The following is a 21,708-nucleotide window of genomic DNA, read 5'->3' on the forward strand; positions in this document are numbered from 1 at the left end:
AAAGGGGTGGTTCGGGGGAAGCCGACGAAAAAAAGAATGGAGAAAAAAGAGGCTCCGACTGGGCAATAACGGCCCTCAAAAAAGGTTCCCCGCGTTCTCCAAAATTCCGTTGAAACACAAGGCGATGGGAAAAACGTTCGATTCTTGAAGTCGCTTCAGGTGACGATTAATTACTATTCATGGATAGATAAATAGTATGTTTAGACCACCTATTCATCGCTCAAGGTTTTTTATTTTTTGTTGAATTCCGGCATTGTATGGGACTAGCTTTACCCCTGAGCGAACCACTTCGCGGAGGGAACATGAAAAGATCACTCCTGTTCGTTTTGGCGGCCGCGGCCGCTTCCCTGTCGGCCCAGGAAGGTCAGGGCTGGCTGCTCGGGCACTTCGGCCAGAGCATGTTCGAGAGCAAGAGCAACCTGAAGGACACGACCCACTACGGTCTGAGCGTCGGCCACTGGTACACCGATCACTTCGGGTTGGATTTGAGGGCGCTCCGCAGCGATCTGGAGCTGGACAGCAACCCGCTGGCCATCCAGAAGGACCACCAGACCCACCTTCTCGCCTCGGGCCTGTTCAACTTCCGCCCCGGCGCGGAGAACTGGTATCCCTACTTCGCCCTCGGCGTCGGCGGCACCAACGTCGGCTCCCCCTATTCCGGGAAGGCGGAGAGCACCACCAAGTTCAACTACCACGGCGGCCTGGGCATCATGGGCCGGCTGGCCGAGCATTTCCTGCTCGACCTGAACGCCAAGGCGGTCCGCGTGGAACTCCCCACCGCCCGCACCGAGTACCTGGCGACCCTGGGCCTCGGCTTCACCTGGGGCGGACGGAAGCCGGTGGTCGCGCCTCCTCCCCCGCCGCCGCCCGCCCCCGAGCCGGAACCCGCTCCCGCGCCGGCGCCCGTGGTGGTCCCGCCTCCGCCGCCGCCCGCGCCTGAGCCGGAACCCGTCAAGCCCGCGCCCCTGCCGGTTCCGCCCCGCATCGTGCTCGACGAGGCCACCCTCCACTTCGCCAACGGCAAAGCGGACCTGGGCGCCGAAGGCATCGACGCCATCCGCAAGGTGGCCGACAGCCTGAAGACCTACTCCGGCGACTACTCGCTGGAAGTCACCGGCCACACCTCCTCCATCGGCAGCAAGGCCTTCAACAAGTCCCTGTCCAAGCGCCGGGCGGAAGCCGTGGCGAAGGTCCTGGTGGATTCCGGGATCCCCTCCGTCAAGGTGACGACCGCGGGCATGGGCCCCGACCAGCCCATCGCGGACAACAAGTCGAAGGAAGGCCAGGCCAAGAACCGCCGGGTGGAGATCGACGTGAAGGTCCGGGACGGCCGGGCCGACGTCCGCGAGATCAAGACGGATCTCGTGGAATCCACGCCCAAGAAGTAGGATCCTTCCAGCGGGGAGCCGCATGGCTCCCCGCTGATCCGCTTCGGAGCCGCCATGTCCCTGAAAGAGGAATTCAAGGCCTTCATCATGAAGGGCAACGTGGTCGATCTCGCCGTGGCCGTGGTCATCGGCGGCGCCTTCGGCAAGATCGTGACCGCCTTCGTGGATGGGGTCGTGATGCCCCTGGCCACCTACGTCCTTCCCTCCAACATCAAGTGGGAGGAATGGGTGCTCGGCAAGTTCCGGATCGGCGCCGTTCTCGGGGCCACCGTGAACTTCCTGATCATCGCCCTGGTCATCTTCCTCGTGCTGGTGAAGCTGCTGGGCAAGCTGATGCACCGCCACCAGGAGCCGGTGGCTCCCACCACCAAGGCCTGTCCGGCCTGCCTGGAACAGGTGGCCCTCGGCGCCACCCGCTGCAAGTACTGCACGAGCCAGCTGTAGGAAGGCGCTTTTTCGCCGAGGGCCCGGTCCGCCGGGCCCTTCTTCTTGTGAGCCCGCGGTTTCCCGTGGTGAACTGGAGGTTCAACCTCAGGGGCGCTCGGGTGCGCTCCTCCGACGCACGAGGGCGCCGATGAGCGAGCAGGCTCCGGTCAGCATGCCATTTCCGGGTGGAAAGAATCAGGGCGAGGCTGCCCAGGAATCGCCGAAGGCGATTGCCGGGAAAAAGTACTCCGTCTTCCTTCCCAAGACGGACTTTCCGATGAAGGCGGACCTGCCGCAGCGCGAGCCGAAGCGCCTGGAGCGCTGGAAGGCCGAGGGCCTGTACGCCCGCATCGAAGCCAAGCGGAAGGCCGACAACGCCGCCGGGAAGGGCCGGGGCCGCGAAGTGCTGCACGACGGGCCGCCCTACGCCAACGGCGCCATCCACATGGGCCACGCCCTCAACAAGATCCTCAAGGACATCGTGGTCAAGTCGCGGTGGATGGCGGGCTTCGAGTCGCCCTACGTCCCCGGCTGGGACTGCCACGGCCTGCCCATCGAGCACGCGGTGGAGAAGGACCTGGGGCCCAAGCGCCGGGAACTGAGCCGCGCCGAGTTCCTCCAGAAGTGTCGGGCCTACGCCCAGAGGTGGATCGACACCCAGCGCACCGCCTTCCAGCGCCTCGGCGTTCTGGGCGCCTGGGACCAGCCCTACATCACCATGGCGCCGCGCTACGAGGCCGAGACCGTCCGTAGCCTGGCCCGGCTGTTCGACAGCGGCTCCGTCACGCGGAAGCTGAAGGTCGTCCACTGGAGCTACGGCGCCCGCACCGCCCTGGCCGAAGCCGAGGTGGAATACGCGGACAAGACCAGCCCCGCCGTCACCGTCGCCTTCCCCGTGGCCGACGCGGAAGCCGTCCGTCTGGAACTTCCCACGCCCCTGTTCGTGCCGATCTGGACGACCACGCCGTGGACGTTGCCCAGCAACCGCGCCGTCGCCATGCACCCGGACCTGGAGTACGCGGTCGTCCGCGCGGGCGACCGCCACTTCATCGTCGCGGTTCCCCTGCGGGAGGACTTCCAGAAGAAGGTGGGCGCGGACCTGCACACCGTGGAGATCCGCAAGGGCAGCGCGTTCCAGACACTGGTCGCGCGGCACCCGTGGATCGACCGGGACAGCCCCGTCCTGCTGGGCGACCACGTCACCGCCGATACGGGCACGGGCCTGGTTCACACCGCGCCGGACCACGGCGTGGACGACTTCAACCTGGCCCAGCACCTCGGCCTGTTCCAGCTGGTCGGCCCCGACGGCAAGTTCCTGCCGGCGGTGGACGACGCCGAGCTGGAAGGGAAGAACATCTTCGACTGCAATCCCCTGGTGGTGGAGCGCCTCCGCCGGGAAGGGCGCCTGCTCCACGAGGAGAGCCTCACCCACAGCTATCCCCACTGCTGGCGCACCCGGACGCCCATCCTGTTCCGCGCCACGGAGCAGTGGTTCATCACCATGGATTCGGAACTGGAAGGCAAGGGCCGCAGCCTGCGCGAGCTGGGCCTGGAGGGCGTCGAGACCACCCAGTGGATCCCCGCCCAAGGCCAGAACCGCATCCACGCGATGATCGCGGGCCGGCCCGACTGGTGCATCAGCCGCCAGCGCGCCTGGGGCACGCCCATCACCGTGCTGCGCTGCGAAGCCTGCGGCGAGCCGCTGGTGGACAAGCACATCTTCGAGACCGCGGCCGCCGCCATCGAGCGGGGCGGCATCGAAGCCTGGGCCGACCTTCCCGTCGAGACGCTGCTTCCCGCGGGGGCCCGCTGTTCGTGCGGATCCGCGGCCTTCCAGAAGGAGACGGACATCCTGGACGTGTGGATCGACTCCGGCGTCAGCGCGTCCGTGGTGTGCGAATCCCATCCCGAGCTGGCCCGCGCCGACTACGGGAACTTCATCTACCTCGAAGGCTCGGACCAGCACCGCGGCTGGTTCCACAGCTCCCTGCTGTTCAACCTGGCGGCCACCGGAACCAAGCCCTACAAGCAGGTGGTGACCCACGGGTTCGTCCTGGACGGCAGGGGACAGAAGATGTCCAAGAGCCTGGGCAACGTGATCACGCCCGAGGAGATCCTCAAGACCCTGGGCGCCGACATCCTGCGCTGGTGGGCCGCCAGCAGCGACTACAGCGAGGACATCCGCATCTCGAAGGAGATCCTCGACCGCAGCGCCGACGCCTACCGCAAGACCCGAAACACCCTGCGCTTCCTGCTGGGGGCCCTGGCGGACTTCGATCCCGCGAAGGATTCCGTGGCCGAGGCCGGCCTGGCGCCCCTGGACCGCTGGGTGCTGGACGCCTTCGCGCGCATGGCGCGGGAAGTCCGCGACGCCTACACCCGGTTCGAGTTCCACCGGGCCACCCAGGCCCTGCTGGGGTTCTGCCAGCTGGAGCTGTCCGGCCGCTACTTCGAGATCATCAAGGACCGCCTCTACTGCGACGCGCCGGATTCCCCGCGCCGCCGAAGCTGCCGCCATACCTGCTGGGAGTTGGCGCAGGGCCTTTGCGCCCTTCTGGCCCCCGTCCTGAGCTTCACGGCGGACGAAGCCTGGGAGCAGATCCCGGGCCGCTCCGGCAGCGTCCACGAGCACCGGTTCCCCGAGCCCCAGCCCGCGGTCCCGGATGCGCGGTGGGAGAAGCTGTGGGAAGTCCGCGAGGCCGTCCAGGCCGCCATGGAGCCCCACCGCGCCGCCAAGACCGTGGGTACCAGCCTCGACGCGGCAATCCGGGTCGGACTGGCGCCGGCCGACTGGGCGCTGCTGGATGGCCTGGGCGAGTCCCTGGACGACCTGCTGGTGGTCTCCTCCATCGAGCGAGGCACGGAGGCCACCGAGATCACCGTGGCCGCCCACGACGGCGTCAAATGCCCCCGCTGCTGGAACCGCAAGGGCGGCCACGGAAAGGGCGAGGACGCCAATCTGTGCGAGCGCTGTGCGCAGGTGGCCGGGTGAAGCGCCTTCTGTGGCTCCTGCTGCCCCTGGGGGCGCTGGCGGCGGATCTGGGTTCCAAGGCCTGGATCCTCCGCAGGCTGGTGGAAGGAGAATCGCTGCCGGTGATTCCGGGCTTCTTCTACCTGACCCTGGGACTGAACCGCGGGGCCATTTTCGGGAGCCTCACCTGGCTGCCGGCCACGGCGCGGTTCGCGCTCTTCACGGTCGCGGGAGCGGTGGCGCTGATTTATTTCGGCCGCCTCTTCCTGGCGCGGGACGCGTCCCCCTGGGAGCGCGCGGCCCTGGGCCTCATCCTGGGCGGCGCCCTGGGCAACGGCATCGACCGCCTGATGCGCGGCGCCGTTGTGGACTTCCTCGATTTCGTCTTCGGAAGCTGGCACTACTGGACCTTCAACCTCGCCGACAGCTTCATCCTCATCGGGGCCGTCCTGCTCGGCGCCCGGATGATGCGCCGTCCCGCGGGCACCGCCCAGGATTCGCCCGAGAACTGAGGCCCGGGGCGATCCGCAGGACCTTGGGAGAAGCGATTGAAAGCGGAGAGGGACGGAGTTGCGGAGGAGAGCGGAGAATATCCCTTTCCGCTCTCCTCCGCCGCTCGGTTCTCCTCAGCTTTCATATGACTTTAAAAGATAAGAATCACCCCCAAGACACCAAGCAAGACAAAGGCATTTCTTGGTGCTTTGGTGGTGGTCTTTTGCCTTTTGACTACCAAGGTGACTACTGGGCCTCGATGGCCTTCAGCAGCCCGGCATCCCTGGGAAGCTGTCCCACATCGGCGAGCCGGGGGACGAGGCGTTTCCAGAACGGTTCCGCCGCGAAGACCCGCTTGAAGATGGGGAGGGCCTCGTCGCGCTTTCCGCTGGAGGCGAGGGCCACCGCCTGCCAGAAGGGCATCTCCCACACGCCGGGGGCCAGTTTCGCCGCGGCTTCGTAGGCGGCCTTGGCTTCGGTCCACTGACCCGCGGTGACGAAGCCGTCGCCCTCGTCCATGAGGCGGTAGGCCCGCCGCAACTGCACGAGGCGGCCCAGCTCCTTCAGGGGATCGGGATGGTCCTCCACGCGCAGGTCGAACAGGCGGTCGTTCCAGGGCTGGCCCGAGGGCGTTCCCTTCACCACGATGAGCGCCGCACTCTGCTGTCCGCGGATGTCCCCGCCTTCGGCCTGAGCCGCGCGAAGGGCCGCCAGCAGGCGATCCGCCAGGTCGCCCTTTGCCGAGCGGAAGGCCTTCGCCATGGCCGGCCAGACCGTGGCCTGGTCCATCAGGTTGGCCTCCACGGTGAAGCCCTCGCCCACCTCGTGGCCCGCGGCCTGGATGCACTTGGCCCCCGTGTGCGCCGCGGCGCGGCCCTTGGCGTCCACCATCGCCACCTGGCGCACCTCGCGGTCGGAATCCGCGGCCAGGAGGGCCTTCAGGGCCTCGGGCGCGGGCTTGCCGGCCTTCATCAGGGCCAGGCTGAGGGCGCCGTAGCTGGGGTCCGTGAAGCTCTGCGTGGCCACCGCGCCCACGCCCGCCTCCGCCCACGGCACCGCCGTCCCGACGGAGAACCAGTGGCTCTGAACGGCTACGCCCAACTCTCCCGTCGCCGCGTCCCGCGCCACGATCGAGTAGGTGTGGACGGGGCGGCGGGGCGCTTCCGCGGCGAGGAGGAAGGGAACCGCGACCGCGAGGAAAGCGGAAAGACGGCGCATGGGGACTCCGGGGAGGTTTCTCCTATTTCACCACTCCGTCCACGTACACCCAACGCCCCTCTTCCCGGGCGAAGTTGCTGGTCTCGATGTGGAGGCTGCGGCGGCCGTTGGCCTGGAGGCTGGCGTGGAAGCTGACGACGCCGGTGTCGTCGGCCTTGCCGCCCTTCTCCTTGGCGACGATCTTCAAGCCCACGCAGCTCACGGATTTGCAGTACTGGGCCAGTTCCTCCCGACTCTCCTCGGCGCGCTTGGCCTCGGGCCGGGTGGCGATGAGGTAGTCCACCTTGCCCAGGGCGTAGGCGGAGAAGCGGGAGCGCATCAGCAGCTCCGCCGTCTCCGGCGCGGCGGCCCCCGCGTGGAAGGGCCCGCAGCAGCGGTCGTAGGGCTTCTTGGACGTGCAGGGGCACAGGCGGGACATGGGTACCTCGGGAATGGGCCACGGATGAACACGGATCTGCGTGGATCCGTGTTCATCCGTGGCAAAACGGGCTTTTCAGCCCTTCATGGGGATGTGCAGGCCGATGGTCTCGGCGTGCTCGCGGGCGGAATCGTAGCCGGCGTCGGCGTGGCGGAAGACTCCCATGGCGGGATCGTTCCACAGGACGCGGCGGATGCAGCGGTCGGCGCGCTCCGTGCCGTCGGCGACGATCACCACGCCGCTGTGCTGGCTGAAGCCCATGCCCACGCCGCCGCCGTGGTGGATGCTCACCCAGGAGGCGCCGCCGCCCACGGCGGTCATGGCGTTGAGCAGCGGCCAGTCGCTGACGGCGTCGGAGCCGTCCTTCATCGCTTCGGTCTCGCGGTTGGGGCTGGCCACGCTGCCGCTGTCCAGGTGATCGCGGCCGATGACGATGGGCGCCTTCACCTTGCCGGTCTTCACCAGCTCGTTGAACTTGAGGCCCGCGAGATGGCGCTCGCCGGCGCCGATCCAGCAGATCCGGGCGGGCAGGCCCTGGAAGGCGATCTTCTCCTGGGCGGCCTTCAGCCAGCGCATCAGGCCTTCGTTCTCCGGGAACAGCTCCATCATCGCGGCGTCCGTGGCGGCGATGTCCGCGGGATCGCCGCTGAGGGCGGCCCAGCGGAAGGGGCCGATGCCCTTGCAGAAGAGGGGGCGGATGAAGGCGGGCACGAAGCCGGGGAAGGCGAAGGCGTTCTCGCAGCCGGCTCGCTGGGCCTGGGCGCGGATGTTGTTGCCGTAGTCGAAGGTGACGGCGCCTTGGCGCTGGAACTCGACCATGGCTTCCACGTGGGTCCGCATGGAGGCGAGGGCGCGCTGCACGTAGGCTTCCGGCTCCTCCTGGCGCATCCGGGCGGCATCCTCCAGGGACAGCCCCGCGGGAATGTAGCCGTTGTACTCGTCATGGGCGGAGGTCTGGTCGGTGACCAGCTGGGGGATGGCGCCGCGCTTGAGGATCTCCGGCAGCAGTTCGGCGGCGTTCCCCAGCAGACCGATGCTGCGGGCTTCCTGGGCATCCACGTACTGCTGGACGAGGGCCAGGGCGGTGTCCAGGTTGTCGGTCCACTCGTCGAGGTAGCGGGTGTCCAGGCGCTTCTGGATGCGGGTGCGATCCACGTCGATGGCGAGGCAGACGCCGCCGTTCATGGTGACGGCCAGGGGTTGGGCGCCGCCCATTCCGCCCAGGCCGGCGGTCAGAGTCCAGGTCCCCGCGAGGGTGCCGTCGAAGTGCTGGCGGGCGGCCTCGGCGAAGGTCTCGTAGGTGCCCTGGACGATGCCCTGGCTGCCGATGTAGATCCAGCTTCCGGCCGTCATCTGGCCGTACATCATCAGGCCCTTCTTATCGAGTTCGCGGAAGTGCTCCCAGGTGGCCCACTTGGGCACCAGGTTGGAGTTGGCGATGAGGACGCGGGGTGCGTCGGGGTGGGTCTTCACCACGCCCACGGGCTTGCCGCTCTGCACCAGCAGGGTCTCGTCGTCCTCCAGGTGCTTCAGTTCCTTCACCAGGGCGTGGAAGCAGTCCCAGTTGCGGGCGGCCTTTCCGAGGCCGCCGTACACCACGAGATCCTCGGGCCGCTCGGCCACGTCGGGATCGAGGTTGTTCATCAGCATGCGGAGGGCCGCTTCCTGCACCCAGCCCTTGCAGTGCAGGTGGGTGCCGCGGGGGGCGGTGACGACGGGGGCTTCGGATGCGGCGGTCATGGGGGACTCCGGCGGAACCCCCTAGTTTCCCACGCCCCGCCGGCGACGGCGATCAAGAGGCGCGGAGGATCCCGATCGCCCGCGCCAGCTCCGCCTTCATCGCCGCCGGGCTCTCCGCGCGGTGGGAATGCCCGTGGCCGGGGAGGATCCAGGTGAAATCGAAGGCGAGGAGCTTTTGCAGACTGTCCAACTGCTGCCCCCAGTCGTGCCAGTTGTGGGCCCGGGAGGCCGACAGCCGCCCCTGGTCCGGGTTCCACCACAGGTGATCGCCGGTGAACAGGAATTCGCCGTGGAGGAGGCAGGCGCTCCCCGCGGTGTGGCCCGGCGTGGGGATCAGCAGCAGGTCCTTGGCCAGGGCCACGGGCTCGTCGCCGTCCACCAGCCGCTCCAGGTCCCGCAGGCCGTCCCGCCGGTGCATGACGCGCTCGCAGCCGAAGCGCTGTCGGTAGGCGGCGTGGTCCGCCACGTCGTCCCGGTGGCTGAGCACCAGCATCGTCACGCCACCGAGGGTTTCCAGGTTCTTCATCAGGGGCTCGGCCGCCCGGGGCGAATCCACCAGGACGTTCCCTTCTGGCCGCCGGATCAGGTAGCTCCAAGCGCCGTAGCTCTTGTCGCTGGTGTAGCCGCAGAAGGAGACGTCTCCGGCCACGGGATGGGGAAAGGCCCGCGCGGCGGCGGGGAGGTCGGCCTTGTCGTCGGTGCCGATGGAGCCCACGGGGCAGGCCACCAGGGCCATGGAGGCCCGCAGCCGGGCCGCCGCGCCCGAAGGCTGGGCGCGGACCGCCGCGTGATCGCCCGCGTCCGCGAAGGTCTCCGGCGCGAACTGGTAGCAGGTGCCGCAGTCGATGCAGGTCCGGTCCACGAAGAAGGGGCCGGGGGCGTTGTCGGAATGGGCGTCGGCGCGGCGGGCCATGGGCCCTCCTCACTTCCTAGCGGTTCACCATGTGCATCATGGCTTCGGGGTAGCGGGTGCCCGCCGCCGCGCCGGGCGGGAAGAGGCCGCTCAGCTCTTCCACTTCGCTGATGGCCAGGGTCTGCTCCAGGGCGCCGAGGTTCTCGTCGAGGCGGTCGCGGCGCTTGGTGCCGGGGATGGGCGCGATGTCGCTGCCCTGCGCCAGCACCCAGGCGAGGGCCAGTTGCGAGGCCGTGCAGCCGTGGGCCGCGGCCATTCCCTGGAGGCGGGCGACGAGATCCAGGTTCTTCTGGAAGTTCCCCCCCTGGAACCGGGGCGAGTTGCGGCGGTAGTCGTCGGGATCGAAGTCCTCGAACCGTTTAATCTGGCCCGTGAGGAAACCCCGGCCCAGCGGGCTGTAGGGCACGAAGCCGACGTTCAGCTCCCGGCAGGCCTGGAGCAGGCCTTCCTCGGGATCGCGCGTCCACAGCGAGTATTCGGATTGCACGGCGCTGATGGAATGAACCGCGCAGGCCCGCCGCAGGGTGAGGGGGCTGACCTCGGAGAGGCCCAGGAACCGCACCTTTCCGGCCTTCACCAGGTCGGCCATGGCGCCCACGGTGTCCTCGATGGGCACGAGGGGGTCCACCCGATGCTGGTAGTAGAGGTCGATGACCTCCACGCCCAGGCGCTTGAGGCTCCCTTCGCAGGCGCTGCGGACGTACTCGGGCCGGCCGCACACGCCGCGCACGGAGGGATTCTCCGGATCGCGCACGATCCCGAACTTGGTGGCGATCACCACCAGGTTCCGCACGCTGGCGAGCGCCTTCCCCACGAGAATTTCATTGGCGTGGGGGCCGTACATGTCCGCGGTATCGAAGAACGTCACCCCCCGGTCCACGGCGTGGTGGAGGGTGGCGGTGGATTCGGCGTCGTTCGGCACGCCATAGAAGTCCGACATGCCCATGCAGCCGAGGCCGAGGGCGGATACGACAAGTCCCTGGGTCCCGAGGGTGCGGGTCAGCATGGGAGCCTCCTCCCTCCAAGTATGCCCCCGGCGGGAGAACCCACCAGGAAGCAGGCATTGAAAGAAGAGGCGCCTCCGGCGGAGGAGGCCCTCAGCGGAGGTCGATCACGTCCTTGATGTCGTACCGGACCTTGGCGAGGGCGGCGTACTTGTCGTCGGCGGCGCGGTAGCCCACGGGGCAGGCGCTGATGGTGCGGTAGCCGGTGCCCGCCAGGCCCAGGATCTCGTCGTATTTGGCGGGTTCGATCCCCTCGAAGGGGCAGGCGTCGATCCCCAGCATGGCGGCGGAGGTGAGGAGGTTGCCCATGGCGATGTAGGTCTGGCGGGCGGTCCACTCGCCGATCACGGCGTGGCGGGCGCCCTTCACCAGATCGCCCAGCATGTAGCCCTTGTAGCCCGCCATGGTCTCCGCGGGCACGCCCCGCACCTCGGCGGTCCGGGCCACGAAGCGGTCCAGATCGGCTTCCGTGATGTCCTCCTTGGCGGTGAACACCACCAGGTGGCTGCAGTCCTCCACCTGGGACTGGTTCCAGGAGACGGGCCGCAGTTTCGCCTTGAGGGCCGCATCCGTCACCACCACGAACTTCCACGGCTGCAGGCCGTAGCTGGAGGCCGAGAGGACGAGCGCCTGTTCAAGCACGGCCCAGTCCGCCGGAGCGATCTTCTTCGTGGAATCGAACTTCTTGGTGGCGTAGCGCCACTTCAGCTGCTGGAGCAGGCTTTCGCCGGAGACGGTGGTCATGGGGCCTCGGAGGATTCGAAAAGGGTTAGAGGACCTGCTGGATCCGCGCCCTCAGCTTCTCGATGGGCTGGGAGCCGATGATCCGATCGAGGGGCTTCCCGTCCTTGAAGATCACGAGGGTCGGCATGCTGAGCACCTCGTACTGCTCGGACAGGGCGGTGTAGTCGTCCACGTTCAGCTTGGCGAAGGCGATCTGGCCCTTGAATTCGGTGGCCAGGGCCTCGGTGATGGGGCCCAGCTCGCGGCAGGGGGCGCACCAGGGGGCCCAGAAATCCACGACGGTGAGGCCGTTGGCGACGGCGGCCGCGAAGGACTTGTCGGTCAGGTGCGGAATGAGGTCGGTCATGCGGGAACTCCTCCGGAGGCCTCCCAGGTTAGCGGATCCAGAGGGGTTGTCGGTCATGACAATCCTTCGGCGGGCGTTTTGGCGGTCCCGCGGAGACCCGGAAACAGCGCCTCCGCGGGGATCCTAGGCCGGCGCTCAGGCGCCCTGGCCCCAGCGCACGGCGGCTTCCGCCAGCCGGCGCCCCAGGGCGGCCGCGGCCTTGCGGTCGGCTTCGTTGGGCTCCACGTCGGGGGGAACCTGTCCCGCCTGGCCCATCACGCCGCTGAAGCTGCCCAGGCGGTTGAGGCCCTCTTCGTTGTAGGGCAGTTCCGCGTTCCCGATCCACAGCATCCCGTGCTGCATGGCGAAGATCATGAGGGTCTGCAGGGTGTTCAGCTTGTCGCCGCTGGGGCTGCCGCTGACGGTGAAGCCGGCGGCCAGCTTGTCCTTCCACTTGCGCTCCAGCCAGGGCTTGGAGCTGGCGTCCATGAACGTCTTGAAGGGCCCGCTCACGCTCCCCATGTAGGTGGGACTGCCGAAGGCGATGGCGTCCGCGGACTCCAGTTCCGTCCACCGGCTTTCGATCTCCTCCACCGGGAGAAGGGAAGCGCGGACGCCGGCCACCTGCTCGGCGCCGGCCTTCACCTGCTCGGCGAGGACCTTGGTGTGCCCGAAGCCGCTGTGGAACACGACGGAAAGGTGGGTCATCTTGCCTCCTGTGCGGGCGCTTGCGTTTGGATGGCCCGTGACCCAAACTTAGGATGCTTACGATCGAAAAGAAAGTAGGCACCCTTTCGGGAGGTAGGCACCCCATGGTTCGTCACTCCGCTCCCTCGACCTGCTCCCTGGCTCCCAACGTCCTCAGCGCCCACTGTCCCACCCGCCACGCGCTGGATCTCATCGCCGACAAGTGGACCACCCTGCTGATCTACCTCCTGGCGCGGGGGAAGCAGCGCTACGGCGACCTGCACCGCCAGGTGGGCGGGATCAGCCAGAAGATGCTGACCCAGACCCTCCGCAAGCTGGAGCGGGACGGCCTCGTCACCCGCCACGTCTACCCCGAAGTGCCGCCCCGCACCGAGTACGAGCTGACCAAGCTCGGCCACACCCTCATCGGCCCCATGGGCGCCCTGTGCGAGTGGGCCGGCGCGCACCTGGCCGAACTGGAGCAGGCCCGCGCGCGCTACGACCAGCTCCAGAAGAAGCCCAGCCTCAGCGCTTGATGCGTCCGGGGGAACCGCCTGCTCCCTCCGGGCCCCCGCGCTTCGACGGGTAAAGTCCGCTCTCATCACCAATGGGCGCTCAAGACCCAAGTTTTTTTCTCACCACCAAGACACCAAGAAAAGCTCTACCTACTAGGGATGCGGTTCTTGGTGTCCTTGGCGGTGATCCTTATTTCTTGAATGCAAAGTGGTATCAGCGACTGATCCCGATCACGAAGAACTGACCACTAGCCCGATCGCTTTTCTTGGTGTCTTTGTGCCTTGGTGGTGAATCTTTTGAATTGAATGCGGCCGCAGCCCGCTCAGCGCCCGAGGTCCCCGGGCGTGTCCAGGTCCGCTTCGCCGCCGGGGAAGGGCAGGGAGGCGGCGCCTTCGCGCAGGAGGATGCCCTTGGCGCCGCGGTCGCCTTGGAGGCCCATCAGTTCCGGGAAAAGGCGGCGGGGGAGGACGGCGGGAACGCCCAGGGTGCCCGCGTAGGCGCAGGCGGCGGGCCGGCTGGGATCGGCGGCGGCCAGGGCCAGGAGGCGGCGCAGGAGATCGGCGTCCACGGCCGGCTGGTCCACGGCGAGGATCAGGACGGCCTCGGTCCCTGCGGGCAGGGCGGCCATCCCCACGCGGATGGAACTGGCCATTCCCTCCGCCGCGTCGGGGTTGGGAACCGCGTGGACGGCCAGGCCCTGAAGCCCGGGATCCCACGCTCCGACCACGGCCACCACGGGTCCGCATCCGGCGGCCAGGGCGGCGCGCGCGGCGCGGCGCAGGAGGGATTCCCCTTCGATCACGAGGAGGGCTTTGGGGCCGCCCATGCGGCGCCCGGCGCCCGCAGCGAGGATGAGGGCCGGGATCACGCAAGGGCTCCGACGGCCGGAACGGCGCGGAGCGGCCCGCCGGACCGGCCGCGGAAGCTGGCCTGGATCTCGGCCAGGATGGCCAGGGCGAGGGTCTCGGGATCCTCCGCGCCGAGATCCAATCCCACGGGGCTGTGGAATCGCGCTCCCAGGCGGATGCCTTCTCCGGCCAGCTCCGCCTGCAGCTTCGCGCTGCGCGAACGGCTGCCCATCAGGCCCACGTAACCGGCCGCGCTGGCCGCCAGCTCGCGCAGGGCCTCCAGATCCTTCTGGTAGTTGTGGGTCATCAGCACCACGGCGCTGCGGGCATCCAGGCTCAGGTCCGGAATGCGCTGCGCGGGATGCCCGGAAAGCACGCGGTCGGCCTCGGGAAACCGCTCCGGGCGGGCGAAGGCCGGGCGGTGGTCCAGCACGCCCACGGTCCAGCCCAGTCCCCTGGCCTGACGGACGAGGGGGCGGCTGTCGTCGCTGGCACCGAGGATCCACAGCAGGACCGGCGGCGGAATGACTTCCAGCACTTCGCCCGGCTCCGGATCCTCGTCCTCCGCCAGGCGCCGCCGGGCGAAGCCGTCCGTGAGGGCCGTCGCGAGGCGCAGCGGACGGCGGTCGCGGAGGACCTCCTTGGCCCAACCCATCCACGGTGGCGGCGCGACAGGATCGATGCGCTCCACGAGCACGTCCAGCACGCCCTCGCACCCGCTTCCGCTGCCCCACACCAGGTCGGCGTCGCCCCGCAGGTCGTAGCGGAGCAGCCGGGGCAGGCCGTCCGCCAGCGCGTTGCCGGCGCGGGCGAGGATCTCCCCTTCGAGGCAGCCTCCGCTGAGGGAGCCCCGCAGCACCGACTCCCCGTCCGTCAGCAGCCGCGTGCCCGGCCGCCGGTAGCTGGAGCCCTCCACCCGGAGGAGGGTCGCCAGGGCGAGGGGCGCGGGGGCGGTCTCGACGAGGGCGAAGATGTCCTGGAGTTCCTTCTGCACGTCGGCTCCTAGACCCGCCCGTCCTCCAGCGGGACCTTGCGGATGCGCTTGCCGGTGGCCGCGAACAGGGCGTTCAGGACCGCGGGAATGGGCAGGAGGACCGGCGGCTCGCCGATGCCGGAAGGCGGTTCGGAGCTGGGCACGGCGTGGGTCTCCACGACGGGCATGTCCGGCAGGCGCAGCACGGGGAAATCGTGATATCCCGTCTGGACCGTCCGGCCCTTGTCCCAGGTGATCTGCGAGAACAGGGCGGACAGCCCGAAGGCGATTCCGCCCTCGATCTGGGCCTCCAGCCCGGCGGGATTCACCACGAATCCGCAGTCCACGGCGCACACGATGCGGTGGACGCGCAACTGGCCCTTCACCACCGACACCTCCGCCACCTGGCTGGCGTAGGTGCGCCCGTCGAAGGCGTGGCAGGCGAGGCCCAGGGCGTGTCCCGGCGGCAGGGAGCGGCCCCAGCCGGCCTTCTCCGCGGCCATTTCCAGGGTGCGCTTGAGGCGCTGGATGTCGGGCTCGTCCCGCCCGAACTTGACCTTGCCGCGGTCGCCCAGGAGATCCAGCCGGAAGCGGAGGGGATCCTTCCCGAGGGCGTGGGCCACTTCGTCCAGGAAGCACTCCCGGGCGAACACGTTGGGCACCACTTGGATCCCGCGCCACCAGCCCAGGGGCGTGGGCACGTCCACTTCGGCGTAGTCCACGGCGATGGCGGGGAAGGCATAGGGCGTGTCGTAAGCGCCGTTGCTCTCCACGCCGGGGAGGATGGGGGGCTTCTGGCCGCCGGTCCAGGACCGGAGGATGGACGGGCCCGCGATCCGATGGGCCCACGCGGTGACGGCGGAATCGCGGATGCCGGCCTTCATGCGGTGGAGGGTGGCGGGATGGTGCAGGTCGTGGCGGAGGTCATCCTCCCGGTCCCACACCACCTGGATGGGCCCGCCGCCCGCGGCCTTGGCCACCTGCGCGGCCTCGGTGCTGAAGTCGGTGCCCAGGCGGCGCCCGAAGCCCCCGCCGAGGAGGGGCAGGTCGATCCTGACCTGCTCCGGCTTGAGGCCGAGGGCGGCCGCGGCCCGCTCCTGGGCCTGGTTCGCGGATTGGGTCCCCACCCACAGCTCGGCCCCGTCCCGCCGGACCTGGGCCACGCCGTTGGGCGGCTCCACGGTGACGTGGGCCTGGTACGGGAAGGCGTATTCGGCTTCGAGGATGCGCGCCGAGGCCGCCAGGGCCTTCTCCACATCCCCCTCGCGCCGCACCTCTTCCGCCGGGCCGGCGAGGGCGGCGCGGGTGCGGCGCTCCAGGTCGGCGGAATTGAAGTCCTTGGCGGCGCCTTCGTCCCAGGTGGCGGTGGGGGCCAGGGCGTCGCGGCCCTTGAAGGCCGCCCAGGTGCGGTCCGCGATCACGGCGAGCCCCGTGGGAACTTCGACCACGGCTTTCACGCCGCGCACCGCCAGCGCCTTGGAGGCATCCCAGGCTTTGGGCTTGCCGCCGGGCACGGGGCAGCGGAGGACGGCGGCCACCCGCTGGCCGGGGCGGCGGACGTCGAGGCCGAAGATCGCCTTGCCGGTGACGAGCGCCGGACCGTCCACCCGGGGCGTCCGCTTGCCCATCAGCCGGTAGTCGGCGGGTTTCTTGAGGGGCGGATCCTTGGGCACGGGCTGGTGGGCTGCGGCTTCAGCGAGGTCACCGTACCCGAGCTTCCGCCCGCCGGGGCCGAGAACGAAGCCCTGCTCGGTGCGGCACTCGGCGGGGGATACGCCCCACTGCGCGGCCGCGGCGGCCTTCAGCATCTCCCGCGCGGCGGCGCCCGCGGTGCGGAGGGCGTTCCAGGTGGTGCTGACGCTGGTGCTGCCGCCGGTCTGCATGGCCTTGAAATCCGGGCCCGGCTGGGCGTTCACGACCTCGATCCGCGCCCAGTCCAGATCGAGTTCCTCGGCCACGACGAGGGGCAGGGCCGTGCGGACGCCCTGGCCCATCTCGGCCTTGGGTACGGTGATCTGCACGGTCCCATCCGTTCGGATGGTGAGGAAGGCGTTGGGCCGGAAGGCGGCCTTGGCGGCCTCCGGCGGGGCGGGGCGGGCATCCAGGCGGAGGCCCAGAACGAGGCCCGCGCCCGCGGAACCGGCCACTTTCAGGAAGTCGCGGCGGCTGGTCACTTGGCACCTCCCGCGGCGCGCTTCACGGCCTTCCGGACGCGGGGATAGGTCCCGCAGCGGCAGATGTGGTCGGCGAAGGCCTCGTCGATGTCCCCGTCGGTGGGGCGGGCCTTCCATTTGAGGAGGGCCGCGGCGGTCATGATCATTCCCGGCTGGCAGTAGCCGCACTGGGAGACGTCCTCGGCGAGCCACGCCTTCTGCACCGGATGGGAGCCGTCCTTCGACAGTCCCTCGACGGTCACCACCGAATGGCCCGCGGCCTCCTTGATGGGGGTCTGGCAGGAGCGCGCCGCCTTGCCGTCCAGGTGGACGACGCAGGACCCGCACACGCCCTGGCCGCACCCGAACTTGGTGCCGGTGAGTCCGAGGTTGTCGCGCAGGATCCACAGGAGCGGCGTGTCGGCATCGGCATCCACGGTGCGGACGCGGCCGTTCACGGTCAGCTGGTAGGCGGGCATGGCAGCTCCCTCAACTATCGTGTGACGAGGGCTCTACCCTACGCCCGCCGCGCCCGGCCCGCAACGGTGATAGCGTGGCGCATCGCGGGAGGATCCGATGTCGAGGCGCGCGCTGGCACCTTTCCTTGCGGCCGGAATCGCGGTGCTGCCGGGCCGGGCGGAAGCGCCGATCGAATCCGTGCGGCGGGCGGAGCTGGCCTTCGCCCGCATGGCCGACGAGCGGGGCATCCGTCCCGCGTTCCTGGCCTGGCTGGCGGAGGACGCCCTGGTCTTTACGCCGAGGATGATCGGCGGCCGGGACCACTACGGGAAGGAACCGGCCGATGGCGGCCACCTTGCCTGGTACCCGGAGGCCATGGGAATCGCCGCGTCCGGCGAGCTCGCCTGGAGCCTCGGTCCATGGGGCTACGCCGCCGGAAAGGGGAAGGAGCCCCTGGTCCACGGCCATTTCCTGTCGGTGTGGCGCCGCCGGAGCGGCGCGTGGAAGGTGGCGGCGGACATCGGCGTGCCCCACGGCGCTCCCGCGCGGTCCATCGGGCCCTTCGTCCCCCAGGCCGCCGCGGGGAAGCCGCTTTCGGCCTCCAACGCCCTGCCGGAGTTGCGGCGGAAGGAGGCGCTCCTTGCCGCGGCGTGGGCGGAAAAGGGCGGGGCGGCCCTGGTCCCGGATCTCGCGAAGGACGCGCGGCTGCTGCGGCGGGGTTCCCAGCCGCTCCGGGGCGAAGGGGTGGCCCAGGTGCTCGAAGCCGAGCCGCCGGCCCGCTGGGAACCGGCGCGGGTGGAGGCGGCTTCCAGCGGGGACCTGGGTTGGACCTGCGGCGAGCTCCTGCCGCCGAACGGCCCGGGCGCCAGCTTCCTGCGCGTGTGGATCCGCGAGGAAGGGGTGTGGAAGGTCCTGTTCGACGTGCGGGTTCCCCACCAGCCCTAGGTCTGGCATCCCTCTCGCCCTGTTCCCGGGTTGTGTCGGGAGTTTGTCGTGGTGAGACGGGTGGTGCTGATCCTGGGATTGCTGGCGGGGCTGGGGCTGAGCGCCCAGGGCGCGGACCGGCCCGCCCCGGCGCCGACCCCGGCGGAAAAGGAACTGCAGGCTCCGTTGACGCTGGAGGACGGAAAACCGACTCCGGGGCAGGCCTCTGAAGCCGGGCCTTCCGGATTGCGGGCCTTCGGATCGCTGGTTCTGGTCCTGGGCCTGGCGGGGGCCAGCCTCTGGGCGCTGAAAAAGTACGGCCGGGGCAAGCTCCCGGGCAGCGGCGGCGGCAAGCTGCGGGTGGAGGAGACCCTCGCCCTGGGCGACCGCCGCTACGTGTCGATCCTGGACGCCGAGGGCGAGCGGTTCCTCATCGGGCTCACGCCGCAGGGCATCAGCCTGATCTCGCGGCTGGATCCCGGCGACCGCGGGGAGCCCGAGACCTTCGACGCCGCCCTCTCCCGCCAAGTGGACCTGGGCCGGCCGGTGCCGGTGAAGGAGATGGAAGCGCTGCTCAAGCAGGGCGGTGGCCAGTGAACCGCATTCTCCGGTGGCTCCCCGCGGCCTGCCTGCTGCTGGCGGGCGCGGCCCTGTGCGCCCAGCCCGCGGCGCCGCTGCCGTCCCTCACCGTCGACTTCGGGAAGTCCCCGTCGGGCCCCGCCCTGAGCTCCAGCCTCCAGGCGGTCATGCTCCTCACCATCCTGACCCTGGCGCCCACCATCCTGATGACCGCCACGAGCTTCACGCGGATCGTGGTGGTGATGCACTTCCTCCGCCAGGGCCTGGGCACCCAGCAGACGCCCTCGAACCAGGTGCTGATCAGCCTGTCGCTGGTGCTCACCTTCTTCATCATGGCGCCCACCGCGCGGGAGATTAACGCGACGGTCCTGCAGCCGCTTCAGCGCAACGAGCTGACCACGGACCAGGCCCTGGATCGCACCGCGGCGCCCATGAAGGTGTTCATGCTGCGCCACACCCGGAAGAAGGATCTGGCGCTGTTCCTGCGGATCGCCAAGGCGCCCGCGCCCCGCACCAAGGCCGACGTGCCCATGGAATGCCTGCTGCCGGCCTTCCTCATCAGCGAGCTGAAGACCGCCTTCGAGATCGGCTTCATGATCTTCCTGCCCTTCCTGGTGGTGGACATGGTGGTGGCCAGCATCCTCCTCAGCATGGGCATGATGATGCTTCCGCCCGTGGTGATCTCGCTGCCCTTCAAGGTGCTGCTGTTCGTGCTCGTGGACGGCTGGTACCTCATCGTAGGGTCGCTCGTGCGGGGGTACACCGGATGAACGAGCTGCTGATCGCCCAGTTGGGCAAGGAAGCCCTCAAGACGGCGCTGCTGGTGGCGGGACCCGCCCTGGCGGTGTCGCTGGTGGTGGGGCTCGTCGTGTCGGTGTTCCAGGTGGTGACCAGCCTCCAGGACCAGACCATCGCCTTCGTGCCCAAGGTGGTGGCGGTGATGGCGGTGGTGGCGCTCAGCTTCCCCTGGATGCTCCAGATCATGCTCCGCTTCACCACGCGGATGTTCACGGACTTCAACGCCGTGGTCCGGCAGTTGAACTGACGCCGTGATCCCCTCCCTCTCCGGTTCCGCGATCTGGGCCTTCACGGGCGCCAAGGCGGCGCTGTGGGTGCTGGTCCTCACCCGTCTCACGGGGCTGCTGGCGGCCTTCCCCATGCTGGGCTCCGAGCAGATGCCCCTCCAGGTCCGCGCGGCGCTGGCGGCCATGCTCGCCACGGTGATCCTGCCGGTGGTGCCGGTTCCCCCGACCATTCCGACGGGATTGCCCGAGCTGGTGGGCCTGATGACTTCGGAGCTGGCGATAGGGCTGCTCCTGGGAACGGTGGTGGCCTGGATCCTGGAGGCGGTGGCCTTCGCGGGGATGCTCATGGACACGCAGATGGGCTTCTCCTTCGTCCAGTTCGTGGATCCCACCACCTCCCAGAGCGCCTCGATCTCGGGCTCGCTCATGACCCAGATCGCGGCGCTGCTGGTGTTCATCACGGGGCTGCACCACCAGATGATCCTGGCCCTGGTGGACAGCTACCGCGTGGCGCCGCTGGGGCAGGGCATGCCCCTCCAGGCCATGGGGCTGATCGCGCTGCTGGGGCAGCTCCTGGCCAAGGGCTTCCAGCTGGCCTTCCCCGTGCTGGCAGTGCTGTTCCTCCTCGACATGATCCTGGGCATCTCGGGCAAGTTCATGCCCCAGCTCCAGCTGCTCCAGTTGAGCTTTCCCCTGAAGATCGCCTTGGGGATGGTGATCCTGGGGCTGGTCCTCCGGGAATTGGGCCCCTGGCTGGTGCCGCTGCTGGAATCGGCGCCGCGGGTCGCCCTGAAGCTGCTGGGGGGCTGAGGTGGCCAACGATCCCGGCCGCACCGAGCGCGCCACTCCCCGGCGGCGCAACAAGGCGCGGGAGGAGGGCTCCGTCCCCCGCAGCACGGATTTCGACGGCGCCCTGCTGCTGTGGGGGAACTTCTTCCTGTTCATGGGACTGGGGGGCGCGACCCTGGCCCTGATGACCAAGCAGGTGGCCCATTTCCTGAGCCGCGCCCAGCCCGGCGCGCTTTCCGAAGCCGGCCGGATCACGCTCCTGGCGGACGTGCTGACCATCCTGGGCAAGCTGGTCCTCCCCTTTCTGGCGGTGAACCTGGGGGTGGCCCTCATCACCGGGTTCGCCCAGCGGGGCTTCACCTTCAGCACCAAGGGGCTCGAGCCCAAGTTCGACCGCCTGAACCCCGCCCAGGGCTTCCAGCGGATCTTCTCCTCCCGCGCCCTGGTGGATCTGCTCAAGAGCGTGGCCAAGTTCGCCCTTCTGGCCTGGGTCTCCTACGCCGTGCTGGCCCCGCGGATCCCCATCCTGATGGCCACCCTCAAGCTCCCGCTGGGCCAGTCGATGGACCTGTTCCAGAGCGCGGTGTTCGCCCTCTACCGGAACGTGATGCTGGCCATGCTCCTGATCGCCGTGGCGGATTTCGGATGGCAGCGGTTCTCGTGGGAGAAGAGCATCCGGATGACCAAGCAGGAAGTCCGGGACGAGATGAAGGATTCGGAAGGCAGCCCCGAGGTGAAGCAGAAGCAGAAGTCCATCATGCAGGCGGCGGCCCGGCGGCGGATGCTGGCCGAGGTGCCCAAGGCCACGGTGGTGGTGACGAACCCGACCCACGTGGCCATCGCCCTGCGCTACGACGCCGAGACCGCGGCGCCCGTCTGCCTGGCCAAGGGCCTGGACCACCTCGCGCTCAAGATCCGCGAAAAGGCGAAGGAAGCGGGCGTGCCCATCCTGGAGCGGCCGGAATTGGCCCGGGCCCTCTACCGCGCGGTGGACGTGAACGAGCCCATTCCCAAGGACCTCTACCAGGCCGTGGCCCAGGTGCTGGCCTTCGTCTACCGCCTGCGGGGCGCGGCCTGACGGGAAGGCGGGCAGGACGACCCAACCTCTAGTCTCCG

At 69.2% G+C, this 21,708-nt stretch carries 23 protein-coding genes; 11 read left to right on the forward strand and 12 right to left on the reverse strand.

Annotation, left to right across the window (positions count from 1 at the left end):
* Positions 1-302: 302 nt before the first annotated feature.
* From RAH39_RS06340 to lspA, 4 genes are all read left to right on the forward strand, one after another.
* Positions 303-1,388 carry an OmpA family protein gene (locus RAH39_RS06340; RefSeq protein ID WP_306591966.1) on the forward strand — a complete coding sequence of 362 codons (1,086 nt, stop codon included), beginning with the start codon at positions 303-305 and terminating at the stop codon, positions 1,386-1,388.
* A gap of 54 nt (positions 1,389-1,442) precedes the next feature.
* Entirely contained in the window at positions 1,443-1,832 is a 390-nt protein-coding gene (gene mscL / locus RAH39_RS06345; protein ID WP_306591967.1) for a large conductance mechanosensitive channel protein MscL, read from the forward strand.
* 259 nt (positions 1,833-2,091) lie between these two features.
* Positions 2,092-4,806 (forward strand): isoleucine--tRNA ligase, encoded by a 2,715-nt coding sequence (gene ileS / locus RAH39_RS06350; protein WP_306591968.1) that lies wholly within the window; start codon positions 2,092-2,094, stop codon positions 4,804-4,806.
* Positions 4,803-5,297: a signal peptidase II gene (lspA, locus tag RAH39_RS06355; RefSeq protein WP_306591969.1), complete on the forward strand. Its 495-nt coding sequence runs from the start codon at positions 4,803-4,805 to the stop codon at positions 5,295-5,297. Before ileS ends, lspA begins: the two co-directional genes overlap by 4 nt.
* A 226-nt stretch (positions 5,298-5,523) precedes the next feature.
* Here the strand turns inward: lspA and RAH39_RS06360 are convergent, their stop codons facing one another.
* The 8 genes from RAH39_RS06360 to RAH39_RS06395 form a co-directional block, all read right to left on the reverse strand.
* Positions 5,524-6,495: a DUF1028 domain-containing protein gene (locus RAH39_RS06360; RefSeq protein WP_306591970.1), complete on the reverse strand. Its 972-nt coding sequence runs from the start codon at positions 6,493-6,495 to the stop codon at positions 5,524-5,526.
* Between the two features lie 22 nt (positions 6,496-6,517).
* Complete coding sequence (locus RAH39_RS06365; RefSeq protein ID WP_306591971.1) at positions 6,518-6,913, reverse strand: YchJ family protein; 396 nt, start codon at positions 6,911-6,913, stop codon at positions 6,518-6,520.
* Positions 6,914-6,988: 75 nt separating this feature from the next.
* A complete protein-coding gene (gene hutU / locus RAH39_RS06370) occupies positions 6,989-8,653 on the reverse strand; it encodes a urocanate hydratase (protein ID WP_306591972.1) in 1,665 nt (554 codons plus the stop codon).
* Positions 8,654-8,705: 52 nt separating this feature from the next.
* The gene (locus RAH39_RS06375; protein ID WP_306591973.1) at positions 8,706-9,566 is read right to left on the reverse strand and encodes an MBL fold metallo-hydrolase; all 861 of its coding nucleotides are present in this window, start codon (positions 9,564-9,566) and stop codon (positions 8,706-8,708) included.
* A gap of 16 nt (positions 9,567-9,582) precedes the next feature.
* The gene (locus tag RAH39_RS06380) at positions 9,583-10,572 is read right to left on the reverse strand and encodes an aldo/keto reductase (RefSeq protein WP_306591974.1); all 990 of its coding nucleotides are present in this window, start codon (positions 10,570-10,572) and stop codon (positions 9,583-9,585) included.
* Positions 10,573-10,663: 91 nt separating this feature from the next.
* Positions 10,664-11,314, reverse strand: a complete 651-nt coding sequence (locus RAH39_RS06385; RefSeq protein WP_306591975.1) for an NAD(P)H-dependent oxidoreductase — start codon at positions 11,312-11,314, stop codon at positions 10,664-10,666.
* A 25-nt stretch (positions 11,315-11,339) separates the two neighbouring features.
* Entirely contained in the window at positions 11,340-11,660 is a 321-nt protein-coding gene (trxA, locus tag RAH39_RS06390) for a thioredoxin (protein ID WP_306591976.1), read from the reverse strand.
* Positions 11,661-11,795: 135 nt separating this feature from the next.
* Complete coding sequence (locus RAH39_RS06395; RefSeq protein ID WP_306591977.1) at positions 11,796-12,347, reverse strand: flavodoxin family protein; 552 nt, start codon at positions 12,345-12,347, stop codon at positions 11,796-11,798.
* A gap of 104 nt (positions 12,348-12,451) precedes the next feature.
* Between RAH39_RS06395 and RAH39_RS06400 the strand changes: the two genes are divergently transcribed.
* On the forward strand, positions 12,452-12,862 hold the full coding sequence (locus RAH39_RS06400; protein WP_306591978.1) for a winged helix-turn-helix transcriptional regulator: 411 nt from the start codon (positions 12,452-12,454) through the stop codon (positions 12,860-12,862).
* A gap of 302 nt (positions 12,863-13,164) precedes the next feature.
* On the opposite strand, the gene RAH39_RS06405 is transcribed toward RAH39_RS06400, so the two are convergent.
* Genes RAH39_RS06405 through RAH39_RS06420 form a run of 4 tightly spaced genes read right to left on the reverse strand, consistent with a single transcriptional unit; the run spans position 13,165 to position 17,295 of the window.
* Positions 13,165-13,710: a nucleotidyltransferase family protein gene (locus tag RAH39_RS06405; RefSeq protein WP_306591979.1), complete on the reverse strand. Its 546-nt coding sequence runs from the start codon at positions 13,708-13,710 to the stop codon at positions 13,165-13,167.
* On the reverse strand, positions 13,707-14,684 hold the full coding sequence (locus tag RAH39_RS06410; RefSeq protein ID WP_306591980.1) for an XdhC family protein: 978 nt from the start codon (positions 14,682-14,684) through the stop codon (positions 13,707-13,709). Before RAH39_RS06410 ends, RAH39_RS06405 begins: the two co-directional genes overlap by 4 nt.
* 8 nt (positions 14,685-14,692) lie before the next feature.
* Positions 14,693-16,837, reverse strand: coding sequence for a xanthine dehydrogenase family protein molybdopterin-binding subunit (locus tag RAH39_RS06415; protein WP_306591981.1), 2,145 nt, complete (start codon positions 16,835-16,837; stop codon positions 14,693-14,695).
* Positions 16,834-17,295: a (2Fe-2S)-binding protein gene (locus RAH39_RS06420; RefSeq protein ID WP_306591982.1), complete on the reverse strand. Its 462-nt coding sequence runs from the start codon at positions 17,293-17,295 to the stop codon at positions 16,834-16,836. Before RAH39_RS06420 ends, RAH39_RS06415 begins: the two co-directional genes overlap by 4 nt.
* A 97-nt stretch (positions 17,296-17,392) precedes the next feature.
* Here RAH39_RS06420 and RAH39_RS06425 point away from each other — a divergent pair, with 97 nt between their 5' ends.
* The 6 genes from RAH39_RS06425 to flhB are packed head-to-tail and all read left to right on the forward strand — an operon-like array spanning position 17,393 to position 21,670.
* Complete coding sequence (locus RAH39_RS06425) at positions 17,393-18,220, forward strand: YybH family protein (protein ID WP_306591983.1); 828 nt, start codon at positions 17,393-17,395, stop codon at positions 18,218-18,220.
* Positions 18,221-18,268: 48 nt separating this feature from the next.
* On the forward strand, positions 18,269-18,796 hold the full coding sequence (locus RAH39_RS06430) for a FliO/MopB family protein (RefSeq protein WP_306591984.1): 528 nt from the start codon (positions 18,269-18,271) through the stop codon (positions 18,794-18,796).
* A complete protein-coding gene (gene fliP, locus RAH39_RS06435) occupies positions 18,793-19,548 on the forward strand; it encodes a flagellar type III secretion system pore protein FliP (RefSeq protein WP_306591985.1) in 756 nt (251 codons plus the stop codon). Before RAH39_RS06430 ends, fliP begins: the two co-directional genes overlap by 4 nt.
* Positions 19,545-19,823 (forward strand): flagellar biosynthesis protein FliQ, encoded by a 279-nt coding sequence (gene fliQ, locus RAH39_RS06440; RefSeq protein ID WP_306591986.1) that lies wholly within the window; start codon positions 19,545-19,547, stop codon positions 19,821-19,823. Before fliP ends, fliQ begins: the two co-directional genes overlap by 4 nt.
* A 4-nt stretch (positions 19,824-19,827) precedes the next feature.
* A complete protein-coding gene (locus RAH39_RS06445; protein ID WP_306591987.1) occupies positions 19,828-20,613 on the forward strand; it encodes a flagellar biosynthetic protein FliR in 786 nt (261 codons plus the stop codon).
* A 1-nt stretch (position 20,614) separates the two neighbouring features.
* On the forward strand, positions 20,615-21,670 hold the full coding sequence (flhB, locus tag RAH39_RS06450) for a flagellar biosynthesis protein FlhB (protein ID WP_306591988.1): 1,056 nt from the start codon (positions 20,615-20,617) through the stop codon (positions 21,668-21,670).
* The last annotated feature ends 38 nt before the right edge of the window (positions 21,671-21,708 follow it).

The organism is Geothrix sp. 21YS21S-4 (genome assembly GCF_030845995.1).
Lineage (GTDB): Bacteria > Acidobacteriota > Holophagae > Holophagales > Holophagaceae > Geothrix.

Excerpts from the sequence above, each read along its gene's own strand:
- mscL (WP_306591967.1), top strand. The coding sequence starts at position 1,443 with ATGTCCCTGAAAGAGGAATTCAAGGCCTTCATCATGAAGGGCAACGTG.
- trxA (WP_306591976.1), bottom strand. The coding sequence starts at position 11,660 with ATGACCGACCTCATTCCGCACCTGACCGACAAGTCCTTCGCGGCCGCC.
- hutU (WP_306591972.1), bottom strand. The coding sequence starts at position 8,653 with ATGACCGCCGCATCCGAAGCCCCCGTCGTCACCGCCCCCCGCGGCACC.
- RAH39_RS06340 (WP_306591966.1), top strand. The coding sequence starts at position 303 with ATGAAAAGATCACTCCTGTTCGTTTTGGCGGCCGCGGCCGCTTCCCTG.
- RAH39_RS06375 (WP_306591973.1), bottom strand. The coding sequence starts at position 9,566 with ATGGCCCGCCGCGCCGACGCCCATTCCGACAACGCCCCCGGCCCCTTC.
- RAH39_RS06395 (WP_306591977.1), bottom strand. The coding sequence starts at position 12,347 with ATGACCCACCTTTCCGTCGTGTTCCACAGCGGCTTCGGGCACACCAAG.
- fliQ (WP_306591986.1), top strand. The coding sequence starts at position 19,545 with ATGAACGAGCTGCTGATCGCCCAGTTGGGCAAGGAAGCCCTCAAGACG.
- RAH39_RS06380 (WP_306591974.1), bottom strand. The coding sequence starts at position 10,572 with ATGCTGACCCGCACCCTCGGGACCCAGGGACTTGTCGTATCCGCCCTC.
- RAH39_RS06425 (WP_306591983.1), top strand. The coding sequence starts at position 17,393 with ATGTCGAGGCGCGCGCTGGCACCTTTCCTTGCGGCCGGAATCGCGGTG.
- RAH39_RS06400 (WP_306591978.1), top strand. The coding sequence starts at position 12,452 with ATGGTTCGTCACTCCGCTCCCTCGACCTGCTCCCTGGCTCCCAACGTC.
- ileS (WP_306591968.1), top strand. The coding sequence starts at position 2,092 with ATGAAGGCGGACCTGCCGCAGCGCGAGCCGAAGCGCCTGGAGCGCTGG.
- RAH39_RS06365 (WP_306591971.1), bottom strand. The coding sequence starts at position 6,913 with ATGTCCCGCCTGTGCCCCTGCACGTCCAAGAAGCCCTACGACCGCTGC.
- RAH39_RS06385 (WP_306591975.1), bottom strand. The coding sequence starts at position 11,314 with ATGACCACCGTCTCCGGCGAAAGCCTGCTCCAGCAGCTGAAGTGGCGC.
- RAH39_RS06360 (WP_306591970.1), bottom strand. The coding sequence starts at position 6,495 with ATGCGCCGTCTTTCCGCTTTCCTCGCGGTCGCGGTTCCCTTCCTCCTC.
- RAH39_RS06420 (WP_306591982.1), bottom strand. The coding sequence starts at position 17,295 with ATGCCCGCCTACCAGCTGACCGTGAACGGCCGCGTCCGCACCGTGGAT.